The 16366-nt window shown below is 57.7% G+C and carries 17 protein-coding genes and 1 pseudogene; 6 read left to right on the top strand and 12 right to left on the bottom strand.

The genetic code is table 11. The annotated features are described in order from the left end of the window. Positions 1 to 113 precede the first annotated feature (113 nt). Together AAAB35_RS27630 and moaB are read left to right on the top strand one after the other, a co-directional pair. Entirely contained in the window at positions 114 to 998 is an 885-nt protein-coding gene (locus AAAB35_RS27630) for a 4-(cytidine 5'-diphospho)-2-C-methyl-D-erythritol kinase (RefSeq protein WP_340671539.1), read from the top strand. Between the two features lie 2 nt (positions 999 to 1000). Further along, on the top strand, positions 1001 to 1552 hold the full coding sequence (gene moaB / locus AAAB35_RS27625; RefSeq protein ID WP_340671538.1) for a molybdenum cofactor biosynthesis protein B: 552 nt from the start codon (positions 1001 to 1003) through the stop codon (positions 1550 to 1552). Positions 1553 to 1570: 18 nt separating this feature from the next. On the opposite strand, the gene AAAB35_RS27620 is transcribed toward moaB, so the two are convergent. After that, positions 1571 to 2080 carry a glycosyl transferase family 2 gene (locus tag AAAB35_RS27620; RefSeq protein WP_340671537.1) on the bottom strand — a complete coding sequence of 170 codons (510 nt, stop codon included), beginning with the start codon at positions 2078 to 2080 and terminating at the stop codon, positions 1571 to 1573. 162 nt (positions 2081 to 2242) lie between these two features. On the opposite strand from AAAB35_RS27620, the gene AAAB35_RS27615 reads away from it, so the two are divergent. Next, positions 2243 to 3394, top strand: coding sequence for a PA0069 family radical SAM protein (locus tag AAAB35_RS27615; protein WP_340671536.1), 1152 nt, complete (start codon positions 2243 to 2245; stop codon positions 3392 to 3394). A 116-nt stretch (positions 3395 to 3510) separates the two neighbouring features. Further along, positions 3511 to 4170 (top strand): ribonuclease HII, encoded by a 660-nt coding sequence (locus AAAB35_RS27610; RefSeq protein ID WP_340671535.1) that lies wholly within the window; start codon positions 3511 to 3513, stop codon positions 4168 to 4170. Between the two features lie 129 nt (positions 4171 to 4299). Here the strand turns inward: AAAB35_RS27610 and AAAB35_RS27605 are convergent, their stop codons facing one another. The 9 genes from AAAB35_RS27605 to AAAB35_RS27565 form a co-directional block, all read right to left on the bottom strand. Then, entirely contained in the window at positions 4300 to 4785 is a 486-nt protein-coding gene (locus tag AAAB35_RS27605; RefSeq protein ID WP_340671534.1) for a F0F1 ATP synthase subunit B, read from the bottom strand. Positions 4786 to 4796: 11 nt separating this feature from the next. Further along, complete coding sequence (locus AAAB35_RS27600; protein WP_340671533.1) at positions 4797 to 5435, bottom strand: F0F1 ATP synthase subunit B; 639 nt, start codon at positions 5433 to 5435, stop codon at positions 4797 to 4799. A gap of 107 nt (positions 5436 to 5542) precedes the next feature. Then, entirely contained in the window at positions 5543 to 5770 is a 228-nt protein-coding gene (locus AAAB35_RS27595) for a F0F1 ATP synthase subunit C (protein WP_008125314.1), read from the bottom strand. A gap of 69 nt (positions 5771 to 5839) precedes the next feature. Then, complete coding sequence (locus AAAB35_RS27590; protein ID WP_340671531.1) at positions 5840 to 6592, bottom strand: F0F1 ATP synthase subunit A; 753 nt, start codon at positions 6590 to 6592, stop codon at positions 5840 to 5842. 60 nt (positions 6593 to 6652) lie between these two features. Beyond that, on the bottom strand, positions 6653 to 7069 hold the full coding sequence (locus tag AAAB35_RS27585) for an AtpZ/AtpI family protein (RefSeq protein WP_340671530.1): 417 nt from the start codon (positions 7067 to 7069) through the stop codon (positions 6653 to 6655). Between the two features lie 592 nt (positions 7070 to 7661). Further along, positions 7662 to 8786, bottom strand: a complete 1125-nt coding sequence (locus AAAB35_RS27580; RefSeq protein ID WP_340671529.1) for a cell wall hydrolase — start codon at positions 8784 to 8786, stop codon at positions 7662 to 7664. A gap of 190 nt (positions 8787 to 8976) precedes the next feature. Then, entirely contained in the window at positions 8977 to 10446 is a 1470-nt protein-coding gene (gene der / locus AAAB35_RS27575; protein ID WP_340671528.1) for a ribosome biogenesis GTPase Der, read from the bottom strand. Between the two features lie 16 nt (positions 10447 to 10462). Next, positions 10463 to 11143: a tetratricopeptide repeat protein gene (locus AAAB35_RS27570; protein WP_340671527.1), complete on the bottom strand. Its 681-nt coding sequence runs from the start codon at positions 11141 to 11143 to the stop codon at positions 10463 to 10465. A gap of 144 nt (positions 11144 to 11287) precedes the next feature. Continuing rightward, positions 11288 to 11872 (bottom strand): NnrU family protein, encoded by a 585-nt coding sequence (locus tag AAAB35_RS27565; RefSeq protein WP_340671526.1) that lies wholly within the window; start codon positions 11870 to 11872, stop codon positions 11288 to 11290. A 148-nt stretch (positions 11873 to 12020) separates the two neighbouring features. Between AAAB35_RS27565 and AAAB35_RS27560 the strand changes: the two genes are divergently transcribed. Continuing rightward, positions 12021 to 13067 carry a polysaccharide deacetylase gene (locus AAAB35_RS27560; protein ID WP_340671525.1) on the top strand — a complete coding sequence of 349 codons (1047 nt, stop codon included), beginning with the start codon at positions 12021 to 12023 and terminating at the stop codon, positions 13065 to 13067. Positions 13068 to 13090: 23 nt separating this feature from the next. Here the strand turns inward: AAAB35_RS27560 and sbmA (AAAB35_RS27555) are convergent, their stop codons facing one another. Next, positions 13091 to 14344 (bottom strand): peptide antibiotic transporter SbmA, encoded by a 1254-nt coding sequence (gene sbmA, locus AAAB35_RS27555; protein WP_340671524.1) that lies wholly within the window; start codon positions 14342 to 14344, stop codon positions 13091 to 13093. A 182-nt stretch (positions 14345 to 14526) separates the two neighbouring features. After that, positions 14527 to 15781, bottom strand: a pseudogene (gene sbmA / locus AAAB35_RS27550) (peptide antibiotic transporter SbmA). 169 nt (positions 15782 to 15950) lie between these two features. On the opposite strand from sbmA (AAAB35_RS27550), the gene AAAB35_RS27545 reads away from it, so the two are divergent. Then, complete coding sequence (locus AAAB35_RS27545) at positions 15951 to 16364, top strand: ACT domain-containing protein (RefSeq protein WP_340671542.1); 414 nt, start codon at positions 15951 to 15953, stop codon at positions 16362 to 16364. Positions 16365 to 16366: the final 2 nt, after the last annotated feature.

The raw sequence follows: 16366 nt of genomic DNA, 5'->3' as shown, positions 1-16366 counted from the left end.
CGCGTTTCGAAGCGTGTCCGCGAAGCGGAGAAGGAAGTACAAAACCATGCGCAAGGAACCCTTGTGCAGGATCCGGAGACCGGCGAATACCGACTGCGCAGAGATTGATTGCGATGCTCGACAGTCTCGATCGACCGATCATTCTGACGGCTTCGGCCAAGATCAACCTGGCACTGCACGTGACCGGCAGGCGGAACGACGGCTACCACACTCTCGAAAGTCTTGTCGTCTTTGCTGATTTCGGTGACAGAATCAGCGTTAAACGTGCGGCAAAAGACAATTTCTCCATGTCCGGCCGGTTCGGAGACGGGCTGCCGAGCAATGCAACCAATCTGGCCCTTCGAGCACGCGATGCCCTTCGCGCTGCGTTTCCTGATCGGGTAACGCCGGTTTCCATTCATCTGGAAAAACATCTTCCCGTCGCTTCGGGCATTGGCGGCGGTTCAAGTGATGCGGCGGCAGTATTAAATGCACTTGCAAGGCTATGGGCCCTCGATGTTGACGTCGACCGATTGGCTGCAATCGGTTTGCCGCTCGGAGCCGACATTCCGATGTGTCTGCACGCACAGCCGCTGGTTGCGCGCGGCGTCGGCGACGAAATCGAACGGATCGCCGCATTTCCACATTTGCCGCTGGTGCTTGCCAATTGCGGAGCGTCAATCTCGACGCCGCAGGTTTTTGCAAACCTAAACAAGCGCGACAACCCGCCATTGCCGGCTCTGACCGCCATGCAGTCCGTGGATGATGTCTGCGCCTACCTCCGCGCGACGCACAATCACCTTTTCGAGGCGACGCGGGCGCTGACGCCCGAGATTGACCATACGGTCACGGTGCTCACACAAACATCACCAAGGCTGGTGCGCATGTCGGGATCCGGCGGTACTTGCTTTGCCATCTATGACAGCGACGACGAAGCCCAAGCTGCGGCGGCAAGCGTTCGCCGGCAGCATCCTGGTTGGTTCGTCGTCGCAACGCATAGTGCCATGGAAGGAAACTGATCTTGGCGCGTATTGACGAAACAAGACCATTCGTTCCGGTCAAGATCGCGGTCCTCACTGTCTCGGATACGCGCAAGCTCGAAGACGACAAGTCCGGTAGCACGCTGGCGGAGCGCCTGCTTGGCGCGGGGCACACGCTGGCGGAGCGCGCGATCGTGACGGACGACCGCGAGAAAATCCGCAACAAGGTGCTTTCCTGGTCAGAGGATCCTGATATCGACGTCATCATTACGACCGGCGGCACGGGCTTTACCGGCCGCGACGTTACGCCGGAAGCTCTCGAACCCATCTTCGAAAAACGCATGGACGGTTTTTCTGAAGTCTTTCACCGCATATCGTACGATAAGATCGGCACCTCAACGGTCCAGTCGCGTGCAACCGGTGGCGTCGTCAATGCCACTTTCGTATTCGTGCTCCCGGGCTCGCCCGGCGCCTGCAAGGACGCGTGGGATGGCATCCTTCAGCATCAACTCGACTACAGGCACATGCCCTGTAATTTCGTCGAGATCATGCCCAGGCTTAATGAACATCTGCGGCGCGGCGGCAAGAGTTAGAGCCTAGACTAGCAAGCTTCAGCCCTTCAAAGCTGCAGGAATAATTTCTGCCCGCAGCCGTTTCATGGCGAGGCCGCGTGCGATATCCGCGGATTTCTTGCCCGGATTGAACAGGGCCATCGATTGGCGCTTGGATATCAGCAACCCATCGGCAAGCGGATTTCCTGGCGAGAACACCCGGCTTAGAAACGGCCGGCGGTGCGCATGGGAGCGTGTGAAACAGGCCGGTCCCTGCATGCGTTCGACGTGCATGGCAACCGGCTCGATCCATCCGTCGAGCAGTCGGGCACCAGGCTCCAGAAACAGGAACCATTCGCTTCTGGCACGCCTGAAACCATCAAGCAGCGTCAGATCCTGCAAGAAAATGCAGCCCGCCTGATCGGCGACCCTATGTGTCTGATCAAGCGAACCATGATCAATGACGACGACATCGCTGAGCAATCCTTCGACAGCACCGCTTACCAGACCGGCAAGCGTTCTGGCCAACGGTTCATACGAATTTTGCGTTTCAATCAAGACGGAGATCATTACCAACGCTCTAGCCTATTATCCTGAAAATTTCCATCACTCGTTGCGGCTGCATCTCTCTGCATATTGTTCTTGCTTTGTTCTATTAATTTGCTAGGAATAGATTCATGTTGCGACTGTGATCAGCGACTCGCGTTTCGCTTCGGTCCAAGGAGAACGCCAATGAACATTGTGGTGCAAGCGGACAAGGCTGCTTTCGGGCAAGGCCGCGTACAACAAGCCAATGCCCTGATCGACGAGGCCGGCTTGCGCATCGATTCGGAACGACGCCGCGGGCGCGGCGCTGGTATGAATCCATCCGGCCGCTTCGAAGCGGAGAGCCGTCACGTCTATGACGACGGCTGGGAAACGATTGAGGACCTGCCGCCGTTCAAGACGGAAGTTCAGATCGAGAAGCCGCGTGTCATCATCACACGTAATGATTCGCCCGATATCAGCTTCGACCGTTCGATTAATCCCTATCGCGGCTGTGAGCACGGCTGCATCTATTGTTTTGCGCGGCCGACCCACAGTTATATGGGGCTTTCGGCGGGACTCGATTTCGAATCAAAGCTCTTTGCCAAACCTGATGCGGCCAAAATGCTTGACAAGGAGCTTTCCAAGCCAGGCTACACAGCCAAAACCATTGCGATTGGCACGAACACGGATCCTTACCAGCCGATCGAGAAGAAATGGCGGATCATGCGCGATATTCTTCAGGTGCTCGAAGCGCATCAGCATCCGGTGGGGATTGTCACCAAATCAGCGCTTGTCATGCGCGATCAGGACATTCTGGCGCGCATGGCGGAAAAGGGTCTGGCCAAAGTGTGCCTGTCTGTGACGACGCTCGACGGCAAGCTGGCACGGACCATGGAGCCCCGTGCATCCACGCCGACGCGCCGGTTGCAGGCGCTGCGCAGCCTCGCCGAGGCGGGCGTTCCGGTCGGTGTCATGGTTGCGCCGGTCATCCCCGGCCTTAACGATCACGAGATCGAACGCGTTCTTGATAGTGCCCGCGCGGTGGGCGCGCTTGAAGCAGGCTATGTCTTGCTACGGCTGCCACTCGAAGTCAGCCCGATTTTCAAGGAATGGCTGCTGCGGAATTATCCCGATCGTTACCGGCATGTCCTGTCGCTGGTTCGATCCATGCGCGATGGCAAGGACTACGATGCCGAGTGGGGTAAGCGGATGCGCGGCGAAGGTCCTTATGCATGGCAGATCGGGCGCCGGTTCGAGATTGCGGCGAAGCGGCTTGGCATGAATCTCGCCAAACGGCGCTTGCGTACCGATCTTTTTTCCCCAACGCCAGGAAGCGAGCAACTTTCATTGTTCTAACAAGGCTTTCCGTCAGGCTGCGCCCCATCCCGGCCTGATGTGACCTTGGGTAGCCCACCCCATCAGCTACCTAAGGGCTTGCAGAGAATCAGAACGAATGCGAGTCTCGCCGCAACATGGCTCGATCGCGTTCTGATTCTCTGCTTCTTCCCCTGGAGCCCGTCAAACCGGACTTTACCAGCGAGCGCAAGCTCATGCGCAGCGGTGTCCAGTATATTGTCGGCATCGATGAAGCGGGGCGCGGCCCGCTCGCCGGCCCCGTGGTCGCCGCCGCTGTAATCCTCAACCCCAAAAAAATTCCGGACGGCCTCGATGATTCGAAGCGGCTGACTGCCCAGCGGCGCGAAGAGCTATTCGAGATGATTACGAGCACGGCGCTTGCCTGTGCCGTTTCCAGCGTCTCGGCGCCCGCGATCGATTCCACTGACATTCTGAAGGCTGCGCTTGAAGCGATGCGCCGCGCGGTGTGCGGCCTCGCCATTCAACCCGGCCACGCGCTGATCGATGGCCGCGATGTAGCGCCCGGCCTGCCCTGCCCTGCTACCGCCTTGATCCGCGGCGACCAGCGATCCGTATCGATCGCTGCTGCTTCGATCCTTGCCAAGGTTACTCGCGATCGCATGATGACCCAGACAGGCAAGTACATGCCGCTCTACGGCCTCGAATCGCACGTCGGCTACGCGACCGAATATCATCGCAACGCCATGGAGGCCCATGGACCCGTCGTTGGCTTGCACCGCTTCAGCTTCTCGCCGCTCAAGGACCGCCAGGTCTAGGCAGACGATCGGGCCTCATGTTGAGATCGGCAATCAATCGGCGTGGCCGATATCACACCGTTTTTGCATGATTCCGAAGCGGCATAAAAAAGCCGCCCGAAGGCGGCTTCTCATCAGGATTTTGCGACTTCAGTTGAGGCGAGACTTCACCTCGGTCAGCGAAGACTTGAAAAGCTCAGCCGAGGCCTTGGCGTCAACCTTGTCCGCAAGAATACGGCCCGCGGCGGCGACTGCAACATCGACTGCGGTGGCGCGCACCTCGTTGACAGCTTCAACCTGGGCCTGGGCAATCTTCTGCTCGGCAAGCTTGTGACGACGGGCGATATACTCCTCGCTCTTCTTCTTGGCTTCCTCAAGCAGGCCGTGGGCTTCGCGCTGCGCGATAGCAACGATCTCCGCTGCCTCCTTCTCTGCTTCCTTGCGCTTGCGCTGATAATCGGCAAGCAGCGACTGGGCTTCCTCGCGTAGGCGGCGCGCTTCTTCAAGCTCGTCGCGAATGCGGTCAGCGCGGGCATCGAGCGATTTGCCCACAACGCCCGGCACCTTGAGATAAGCGATCAGCGCCAGGAAGATGATGAGGCCGACGAGGGCGTAAAATGTTGCGTCCAATTCCATTATCGTTCTCCTCAGCCCCGAACAGCTTTGACAGCGGCGGAGACGCTCGCCTTGTCGACGCTGCCACCGACGATCTTCTTGACGATCTCGGTCGCGGTGTCCTCGGCAATGGTACCGACTTCCTTCATTGCCTTATCCTTGATCGAGGCAATGCTGGCTTCGGCTTCGCTGAGCTTCTTCTCGAGCTCGGCGGTGATCTTTGCCATTTCCGAATCGGACTTGGCCGTGGCTTCGTCCTGCGCGGTCTGGGCGATCGAACCTGCCTTCTTCTTGGCGTCGGCGAGTTCCTGTTCGTATGCGGCGAGCGCCTCGTCCGAGTCCTGTTTCATGCGGGCGGCCTGGTCGAGATCGGTCGCGATACGATCGCGGCGTGTCTCGATGATACCGCCGATACGCGGCAGGATCACACGCGAAAGGAAGAGATAGAATACTGCGAACGTCAGTGCGAGCCACAGAACCTGAGAGGCAAAATGGGTCGTATCAAAGGGCGGGAAGACAGTCTTCTCATGCGCCACGCCGGTTTCGGTATGGGTCTCGGTTGCATGAGCATCAGGCGTACCTGGAGCGACCGTTTCGGCAGCACCATGCGTGTCGGTCTGAGCGACGATTGTTTCCGTTGTGGATGCGGCGTGCGCCGAAGACACAAACATGTGTTGTCCCCTTGGGTTCGGGCGTTTCCCAAATCAGCAAAGTCGTATTGCTGCATATAAGTTTACTGGCCGCGCGGAGCGCAGCCAGTAACAAGCGCTGTCTTCAATTAGACAGCGAAGAGAAGCAGAAGAGCGATGAGCAGCGAGAAGATGCCCAAAGCTTCGGTAACGGCAAAGCCGAATACCAGGCGGCCGAACTGGCCGTCAGCTGCCGACGGGTTGCGCAGTGCACCGGAGAGATAGCTGCCGAAGATGTTGCCGAGGCCGAGGGCCGTACCGGCCATGCCAAAACAAGCGAGACCTGCACCGATGTACTTTGCTGCTACCGGATCCATATTAAACTCCTTTGGATAGAATTCTCATTGATAGATTTGCATTTGGCGGAAACCGCCGGTGAAGTTTTCTCAGTGACCGCCAGGATGGACTGCGTCGTTCAGATACATGCAGGTAAGCACGGTGAAGACGTAGGCCTGTAGGAAAGCCACCAGGAATTCGAGACCCGTCAGCGCTACCGTCATGGCGAGCGGCAGGATGGAGCCGCCGATGCCCAGCGCGCCGAGGGCGCTCATGGAAGCAACAAAGCCGGCAAAGACTTTCAGCGTGATGTGGCCAGCAAGCATGTTGGCGAAGAGACGAACTGAAAGGCTGATCGGACGGGAAAGGAACGAAATGATTTCAATCGGCACCACGAGCAGAAGCAGGAGCTTAGGCACGCCGGACGGCACGAAGACACCGAGGAACTTGAAGCCATGCTTGGCGAAACCATAGGCCAGCACGGTGCCAATGACGAGGATCGCCAGGCAGAACGTGACGATGATCTGGCTCGTAACCGTGAAGAAATACGGGAACATGCCGAGCATGTTAGCGACGAGCACGAACATGAAGAGCGAGAAGACGAACGGGAAGAACTTCATCCCCGCGCTTCCTGCCGAATCACGCAGGGTCGAGGCGACGAACTCATAGGCCATCTCTGAAACCGACTGCAGGCGCGTCGGGATAAGGCCGCGATTGGAGGACGTCAGATAAAGAAATGCCGAGGCGACACCAACCGTTGCGACCATGAAGGCCGACGAATTGGTAAAGGAGAGGTCGATTCCACCCACATCAATAGGAATCCACTTGTTGATATGGAATTGATGAATCGGATCGTTTGACACTCTAACCTCGTCTGTAATGTCTATACTTGCGGGTCCAGTCTTGCGACCTTGGCCGAAGCCTTATTCCGGTTTCTTGACGTCGGAACTCTTGCCGAGTTCCGGATCACGATTTTCCGCCACACGTCCCGTCGAGCGCAGGATGTTCAGCGTTCCAGCACAAAAACCAAGGAGGAGCAGCACGATCAGCCCCCAAGGTGAAGTACCCAAAAATCGGTCAGCTAACCAGCCCAACCCCGCACCAGCCAAAACGCCGGCGATGAACTCGCTCGACAATTTCACGGCCTGCGCGACACCGGAGGCGGTTTCCGTCCCCTTGTCTTGCGAACTGGGCTTCAATCCTACGCCCCTGGCAGCAAGTTTTGCGGCCAGAGAGCGACTGCGACTCTCCAGTTCATCCGAAGTCAGTCTGCGTCCAGCACCCGGCGTGTCACCGACAGGACCTGACTTATCGGGTTCTTTCCCGGTGGCCAATGGCATGTCCTTTACACGCTGAATGCAGGGCTTCACCCCCGCTTCGAAGTCGCGCGCAACATATTGTCCCGATCCGCGCTAGTCAAGGCGCTGGACAGTGACTCTCAAGGGTAATTTTCGCAGTAAAATTCAATACGTTAGGCAAATATGACTTTATGTCTCACCTCTTTGGCGAAAATTCGGGTTCGAATCCTTGCCGATCAGTGCCTGTAGACCGCCCGCTCACGCCGCGGATCAACCGAATGCGCCTTGTACGATCGCTATTCGCAACCCTGCGTTTCTTGCGGAGACCTCCGGATACTAGATAAATGCGATCGGGTGGTTTGAGGGTGAAAGCAGGTATGCCGAGCCAGCCGGCGTATCGAAGGGGATGGGCCGCTTCGACCAGGGCATAGGCCTTGCCCTCGAACTTGAAGGTGAAGCATGTGTTTCAAGCCACTTAGCATCACCCTGATTATGAAAAGACCCGGAACGGCTGGCAAGTCGAGCTCCGGATTCGATTCAACTAATCAGCAACGGGGGACGGGCGATAACTCGTTCCCCACTCCAAGGACAATGTAACAGTTCTCATTCCGATTCCAAGGCGACGAAAGTCGGACTAGATCCAGCCGCCACCAAAGGTGCGATAGAAGATGTGCTGGCCGATCTTGTTGACGCGCTTCATGGTGCGCGCCCAGTTGGGGCGAACATAAACCGCGTGGTAGTGCGTCGCCGATCCGACTTCGGGAAGGAAGATCTGCCCGGAAGACACAGCTTGGGCCACCTGTTGCGCCACCTTCCATTCCCTAGGCTCGGTGACGCGGAGTTTGCGGCCCTCGCAGGCGAACGAGAACTGGCAGCGATTTATCCAGTCATCGTTCTGGTAGACGACGCCGCAGATCGTCTTCGGGTAGGCTGGGTTGCGCACGCGGTTGAGGATGACCTGTGCGACGGCCGCCTGCCCCTTGATGCTTTCGCTGCGCGCCTCAAAATAAATGCCTGTCGCCAGGCATTTTTGTTCTTCTTTCGTGAATACGACCGGCGGCAAGGGCGTTGCCAGCCAGTAGTGGTCGCCGGCGCCGAGCTGTGGGACAAAGCGTCCCGGAGACTTCGGCTCGTTCAAGATTGAATCGAATGGCGACGTCTTGGAATAATCCGGCGTGGCAGGAGCATAGCCGAGCGCCAGGACGTCGGGCTGGTCGTTGTTCATGAGGCTCGCCAACATCGGCGGTATGTCCGAAGCGGGCTTTTGCAGTGCACGGTTGTGGAATGCGAGCGCTATCTCGAATTCCTTGCCGGCAATCTTCGGCTTCGTGAAAGCCATCGCAACTTCAATGTCTTTGGCTGGGCGGACCAGCATGCTTTGACGCTGAAGAATCGAACCGGCGTTGAACGCTTTCGGCGGCGCCTTCTTGCTAACTGAGACGATGCGCCCCTGCTTTTCGGCGCGGTTTATGCGCTCCTCATCCGGGGTGGCGCCGCGTGACTTCTGCGTGCCCTTGATGGCGATGGGCCCAATGCCGGGCGCCTCGACGCCGCTCGCAGGCACTGAGGCGGTAATCGCCTTCTCGTCAACGAACGACATATTTGCCTTCTGGATCGAACCCGCCGGCGATTTCTCAAGATAGGAACTCCAGCGCCCCTGTCCCGATTCTGAGCCTGAAAGAAGGCTCGTCATGTCCTGGTAGGCAGTAACTGTCGGGGAGAAGAGGTAGAGCGCCGCGCCGATGAGCAAGGGGCCCACGTAGTTCCTGTTTGTCCGATTCGCTCGCAGGGAACGCAATGCCCGCAAATACTTCGAGAAACGCACGCCGATAACCCCACTCAAACCGAAACAGTCCGAGCTAAAAAATGAAGCATTAACCTTGATGGAGGGTTAACGGCGCTCGCGGAACTTTAGCGAAATTGATGCGCGGCAAGCGAGCAGCGACACGTCAGCGTTTCTTCTTGGCGCGTCCGGCGAATGGATTGTCGGACGCGCGCAACACCACGCGGATTGGAACGCCCGGCATGTCGAACGTCTCGCGAAGTCCGTTCGACAGATAGCGGACATAGGATGTCGGAAACGCTTCCGGGCGGGAGCACGAGATGACGAATCCCGGCGGGCGGGTCTTGACCTGGGTGATGTACTTGATCTTGAGGCGGCGTCCGGCAACGGCGGGTGGCGGATGATGGGTCGTTACCCCTTCGAGCCAACGATTGAGGCGGCCAGTGGAAATGCGCCGGTTCCAGATCTCGTCAGTCGTGGCGACGGCCGTCATCAGCTTGTCGATCCCCTGGTTGCGCTCGCCGGAGATCGGCACGGCTCGAATGCCGCGTATCTGCGGCAGCAGGCGCTCCGTCTTTTCACGCAGATCGGCCAGCACCATCTGGCGGTTCTCGACGAGATCCCACTTGTTAAAGGCGATGACAGGTGCGCGGCCCTCGCGAATGATCAGATCGGCGATCTGCAGATCCTGCTTTTCGAAGGGGATCGTCGCATCGAGCACGATGATGACGACCTCGGCAAAGCGGGTCGCGCGCAGGGCGTCGCCAACCGACAGCTTTTCGAGCTTGCCTTGCACGCGGGATTTGCGACGCAGCCCGGCGGTGTCGAAGAGCTTGATCTTGCGGCCGTTCCATTCCCAATCGACCGAGATGGAATCGCGGGTAATGCCAGCTTCAGGTCCCGTCAGCAGACGGTCTTCACCGAGCATCGTATTGACGAGTGTCGATTTGCCGGCATTTGGACGGCCGACGATGGCGATGCGCAGGGGCTTTGACGAATCGTAGGCGGGTACATCCTCGGCGTCGGGATCGTCGATGTCATCCCCGACGAGATCCGCGGATGGACCGGGCGCCGCCGGAATGGTCACCGCAACCGTATCATCGGCGTTTTCATCGGCGTGCTCATCAGGAAACACGCGTTCCTCGCCCATCGCCTCGATGATGGCGTCGCGCAGATCGGGGAAACCCTGGCCGTGTTCGGCCGAGACAGGGCAAGGTTCTCCAAGGCCAAGCTGCCAGGCATCGTACATGCCAGCCTCCGCCCCACGCGCTTCCGCCTTGTTGGCAACGAGAACAACAGGCTTGCCCGAGCGGCGGACGAGATCGGCAAAGGTAACGTCGGAAGGTGTGACGCCCGCTTTTGCATCGACGAGGAAGAGAATAATGTCAGCCTCGCCGATAGCCGCTTCGGTCTGGGCGCGCATACGGCCTTCGAGCGATTCGCTCGGCACTTCTTCCAGGCCCGCTGTGTCGATCACATCGAAATTCAGGTCATAAAGCTTGGCCGCGTGAATGCGCCGATCGCGGGTTACGCCGGGCAAATCGTCGACGAGCGCAAGCTTGCGACCGACAAGGCGGTTGAACAGCGTGGACTTGCCGACGTTCGGGCGCCCCACAATCGCAAGAGTGAAACTCATCGGTTCGGTTCCTGTTTCAGCCGGCCTTGGCAACTGGCGCCGCACCGGTGCTGCGCAGCATGTCGAGCATCGTATCGGCAAACTGGCGAACATTGGCCGGAGCGGTCTTATCGTCGGAAATCTGCTGGAACAGCTTGGCGGAATCGGCGCCGCGGCCAGCCTTCCACGCGGCAAGTCCCAGTGCTTCGCGGGCCGAGTGACGCATTGGGCTGGCATCGGACGACAGGGACTCTACGCGGGTTGCAACGTCCTCATAGGACCCCGTGTCGACCAGGATAAACGCCGCGCGCAGCTTGGCCAGATCGCGAACAGCCTGCGGCACCGAAGTATCGGCGGAAACCTTGTCGAAAGCGACGACCGCGCCGGCATTGTCACCCTTCTGGGCAAGGACGCCGGCGGCGCGCATGCGCGCGAGCACCGGATAGGCACCATAGCCATCCTTTTCCAGTTCATCGAGAGTCTTCAGGGCTTCGTCGTTCTTGCCGTCGCGAACCAGGTTGAGTGCGGCAAGAAACTTGTCGCCCGATTGCGAAGCCTGTTTCTCGGTCCAGTATTCATAAAAGGAAAAGGCCGCAGTGCCGACGACGATCGCCACAACACCGCCGATCAGCAGCGAGCCGTGGCGTTTCCAGAAAGCCTTCACCTTGTCGGAACGCAGTTCCTCATTCACTTCGCGGAAAAAGCCGTCGTCAGTCATAGTGCCTCTTGGTTCGGCTTGCGCCAAAGAACAATTGTTAAAAACGCGGTGCAGCCGAGCCGCCCGCGCATGGAGTTCAGGCGCTTTTAGTCGGAAAACTCAAAGGATGTAAGTGGCAAACGAAAATTAGGTCGTCGCGGCCGATTACATCGGCTGCACCCCGATCAACAGCGCGTGCAATTTCCACACGAACAGGCCGTAAAGTACCACACCGATGACAACCGCGATAATATCATTGGACACCGGTCCCGCCACGATGGCTGGGGCGGGCGCAAGGCCGGCACGCTCCTGGCGCTTGATGGCGATCCGATCAGCCACGGCCCAGGCGAGAAAGGACAGGAACAGGATAAGCGAGGCAAGGTCGCCATTGGCGAGGAGATGCGCCAGCGCCCACGTCTTGATGGCGATGAGCATCGGGTGCTTGAGCGCCGGTTTCATCCTGCCCGGCTTCGCAATGAAGACGCCGAGGAAGATCGCCGCAAACAGCATCAACAGGCCGGCGATGTGCTTCATGAAAACTGGAGGTTCGTAGAGAATCGGAGCGTCAGGACGGGCGAGGCCGTATCCCCAGACGAGGAGAAAGAAGCCTGCGAGGGAGACTACGGAGTAGAAGCCCTTCCACTTGTTCTCGCCCCATTGCTGCAACTTGGCGAGACGCCATTCCGGCGCGAAAATCCGAACCGAATGAACTCCAAGAAAAACGATGATCCCAAGAATCAGTACCAGCATGGCCGCCCTCCCCGAAAGATGCCTGCAGACTATAGCGGCATTGGAATAGTTCCAAGCTGATAGCTTGCGGTGGATCGCCGCGTCCGATCATCGCCACAATTGCCCTGTAGCGACGTGTTTTCCTTCCCGGAGCTTCGTACCCTACATCATGCGTTCGACCATCCTCGCCGCCGCATCCATGACACTGTTGCTATCGATGCCAGCTTTGGCAGATGGCGGCGCCGACACGCGCGATACCAAGGATACGACGCCCAAGGCACCGCAATATGTGCTGATTTCCTTCGACAATTCCGGCAGCAATGAGCTTTGGGACCGGAGCCGCGCGCTCGCCGAGCGCAGCAATGCGAAGTTCACTTATTTTCTTTCCTGTGTGTTCCTGATCAATCAAGCGGATCGGCAATCCTACCGGGCACCCGACCAGGCAGCTGGCCGTTCGAATATCGGTTTCGCGACTTCGAAAGAGGACATCGCGAAGCGGCTCGCCAATATCTGGCGGGCGCGCAACGAGGGCAATGAAATCGCAAGCCACGCTTGCGGCCATTTCGATGGAAAGAACTGGACGAAGGCTGACTGGCAACGTGAACTCACGACCTACAAGCGCGTGCTGTCGGATGCCTGGGCCAAATACGGGCGTGATCCGGAGCCGGAAGGCTGGAAACATTTTGTTACGGATGAGATCCGTGGCTTTCGCGCGCCTTATCTATCCGAAGGCCCTGCCCTGATATCGGCGCTTCGCGAGCAAGGCTACGCTTTTGACGGCAGCGGTGTCTCGCGGGGGCCGGCCCTTCCGGTGTATTCAGGCGGCATCTACCAGTTTGGGCTGCCGACTATCAGCGAAGGTCCACAGAATCGCCCCGTGATCGCCATGGACTACAATCTTTACGTTCGGCATTCGGGTGCTGTTGAACGGCCAGACCAGTTGAACGTCTTCGAAGGACGCACCTACGACGCCTTCAAGCGCGCCTTCGATCGTCAATTTCAGGGCCAGCGCATCCCTTTTCAGATCGGGCTACATTTCACCCTGATGAACGGCGATGCCTATTGGCGCGCGCTCGAGCGTTTTACCGAAGAGGTCTGCATCAAATCCGACGTCCGGTGCACAACCTACAGCCAATACCTGAAGGAAACGGGCGGTGTCGCGACACCGGTTGTTCGCGCGGAACTGCCGCAGCCGGCGGCGAAGGGCGGCATCTGAGCCGCCCCTTTTGTTCTGATCGCTCAAGCGTCCTCGGTCTGCGTACGCAGATAGTGCTCATCGATAGATGGCAGCGGCTCGTCATAGATCAGCGCCTCGAAGGCACGCAGGCGCTTATAGATCGAGATCAGCTCGACGATGGTCGTCCACGAATTGACGAGATACTGGAACGACGATGTCACCTGCCCGAAGGCGCCGCTGATTTGGTTCATCGTGCCAAGCGTGATCTTGCCCGCGACAATCGAAGGGATCAGAACGATCAGCGAGAAGATATTGTCGGTCTGCAGGTAAAGATAGCGGGCGACGTTGAAGTACATATAGTGGAAATATAGCCGGAAATAATTGCGGCGGACGTTGAAGAAAAGCTCCTTCACTACCGGCGGCTGCGCGCGATCGTCATGATCTTCGCCGTAAACGAGTTCCTTGCGGTAGGCTGCTTCGACGCGCTGGTTGCGGAACTGGAGTCCCGGCAATTTTACGCCGACGCCGGCGAGCACCACCGTTCCGAAGATCGACCAGAACACGGCCGCGAAGACCAGCGGATGCGGCACTTCGCCGACGACCGGCAATTCGGTGATATTGGCTGAGAGTGCAATCAGCACCGGGACGAAGGCAATCAACGTCATGAACGAATCGATCAGCCTAACACCAAGCCCTTCCATTGTTTCGGCAAAACGCATCGTGTCTTCCTGCACGCGCTGCGACGCGCCTTCGATGTGGCGCAACTGGCCCCAATGCGACATATAGAATTCGTTCATCGCGGTGCGCCAGCGGAAGATGTAATGGCTGACGAAGAATGCCAGAAGCACGCTGACGGTAACTCCGACGAGCGCTACTCCGAGGAATTGGCTTACGCCCTCGTAGAACTGCTCATAGGTCACCGGCGCCGATTTGGACACTGCCGTCTGGATGAGATTGTAAAATGGCCCATACCAGTTGTTGACAGCGACGCTGACCTGAACCTGGAAATAAGTGACGAAAAGAATGAAAGCCGAACCGAGCACGGACCAGCGCTGCCAGCGGTGCGGCGAATACCAGGCCCAGAAGGCAGCAAAAATGGCAACGACCACGGCAAAGTAGAGATAAAACCAGATGAAGGGCGTCGACCAGAAGCTGGCAATGCCGATGATCGGCGGCGCATCGGGCGCTGCCGGAGGCAAGCCGAACCGGGCGCCAAGCTGTTCGCCGATCGTGAACCAGAAAAGGACAGCCAACAGCGACCAAAGCACTGCCGAAATGAAGAAGAGCTTCGGCTTGGGAAAGAATGAAACGAACACAGTGACACGTTCCTCGTGTGAAAAGTTGTGCAATTCATAGTTGTTCTGAATTGCACTTAACAGCACGAATTGGTCAAAGAGTGCTCAACGGTGATTAAATTGCTGTAATGGTTTCAGTGGGGGCATGCGCGATTTATCGGTTCGACGCGGGCGTATGATAATCGCCCGCCCCGCCGAGCAGGTCAGACGTTTTCCGTCTGCGTCGCTAGGTAGGCCTGATCAATCTCGGGAAGAGGGTCTCCAGCCAACGTCGCCTCGAACGCTCGCAAACGCTTTTGGATCGAAATCAATTCCACAATGGTCGGCCACGATTTATAAAGATACTGAAACGAACCGCCGACCTCGCCGAACGCCGTCAAAATCTGCTGCCACAAACCAAGTGTGATTTTACCCGCAACAATCGTCGGAATGAGCATTGCGTTTATGAAGATCGCATCGGCCTGACCGTATAGACTGCGTGCAATGTTGAAATAGCCATAGTGAAAGAATAGGCGGAAATAGTTGTGCCGGACGTTTCCGAACAATTCGGCCAGTGCGATGGGCTGCGCACGGGAACTATCATCCTCGCCGAATACCAATTCCTTGCGATAGGCGGCCTCGACCCGTTGGTTCTTAAACTCAAGCCCAGGCAGCTTAATTCCAACGAGGGCCAGAAGTGCGGTACCGAAGAGCGACCAGCCCACTGCAAGAACCGCCAGGGAGTACGGTATTGGTTCGATAATCGGAAGTTCCGTAATTTGATGCGAGAGTTCAGCGAGCAAAGGTAAGGAATGCGATCAGCGTCATTGCGGCTTGAACGAAATTGACGCCTAGGTCCTCAACCGTCCTCGAAAAGCGCATCGCATCTTCCTGAACACGCTGCGATGCACCTTCGATGTGCCGCAGTTGCGACCAATGCGCCGTATAATATTCGTTCATGGCAGTGCGCCAAGGGAATACGTAGTGGCTTATAAAATAGCTCGATCCGACAAAGAGACCCACGTTCGCGATACCGATCGTAGCGAACAGCCATTGCATCCAATAAAGGTCTGATGCCGGCACCGAACCTGGTGTTGTGATCGCTTTCTGAAAGAGATTAAAGAATGGTCCGCGCCAATCATTCAACGCAAGGTTCAGTTGGACATCGAAATAGGTGATAAACAGGATCAAAGCGGAGCCGAGTACCGACCACATCTGCCATCGATGCGGGGAATACCACATCCAGAACGCCGCGAAGATTGCGACGGCCGTGGCGAAGTATATGTAAAGCCAAAGGTAGGGCCTGGTGATGAAAATCGCAGCGCCGAGCACGGGAGGAGCATTGGGGTCTGCAGGAGGGATCCCAAAGGACGCTCCCAATTGTTCCCCGCGGAAGGTCCAGAAAAGGACGGCGGCGAGCGACCAAAGCGCTGCGGAGATGAAAAACAGCTTGGGTTTTGGAAAAAACGATACAAACACGCGGCGCGTTCCTTATACAATCTTTGGCAATTTATGGTTGCAAAATCAGTTAGTTAGATAATATTCGTTGCAAATCTAGTGCACTGATCGCCCTTTATACGCAAGACAGAAATATACTTTGACCCAGCTCGCTGGTTGCAATGAGCGCTCAACGGGGAATGATGAGATGGTGGCCGATGAAACAGACCTTGGCGAGCTTCTTGCGACGATGCGCCCGCGCCTGCTCGAAGGAACTTACGTTTTTGTCACGTTCGCCGCGGGAGACCCTGTTCCGCCTGATCTTGATCCGGTGATGAGATTCCGCGAGGCAGAAGGCTTGACCATCATCCTCGACGAGAGCGCGGCAATGCGAACCGGACTTACCGGCACATTCCGCTCACGGATGATAACGCTCGACATACATTCTTCACTGGAAGCCGTCGGATTTCTTGCGGCGATCACCACACGCCTCGCCAAGGCCGGCATGGGCGTCAATCCCGTCTCGGCATTCTATCACGACCACCTATTTATCCCTGCAGATCGCGCCGAGGAAGCCATGGCCCTGCTCAGGCAATTGGCGGACGACGCAAAGGGATCGACTTAAAA

The sequence above is a fragment of the Phyllobacterium sp. genome (assembly GCF_037994425.1).
Taxonomy (GTDB): domain Bacteria; phylum Pseudomonadota; class Alphaproteobacteria; order Rhizobiales; family Rhizobiaceae; genus Phyllobacterium.
This window is presented reverse-complemented; position numbering and strand designations above follow the sequence as displayed.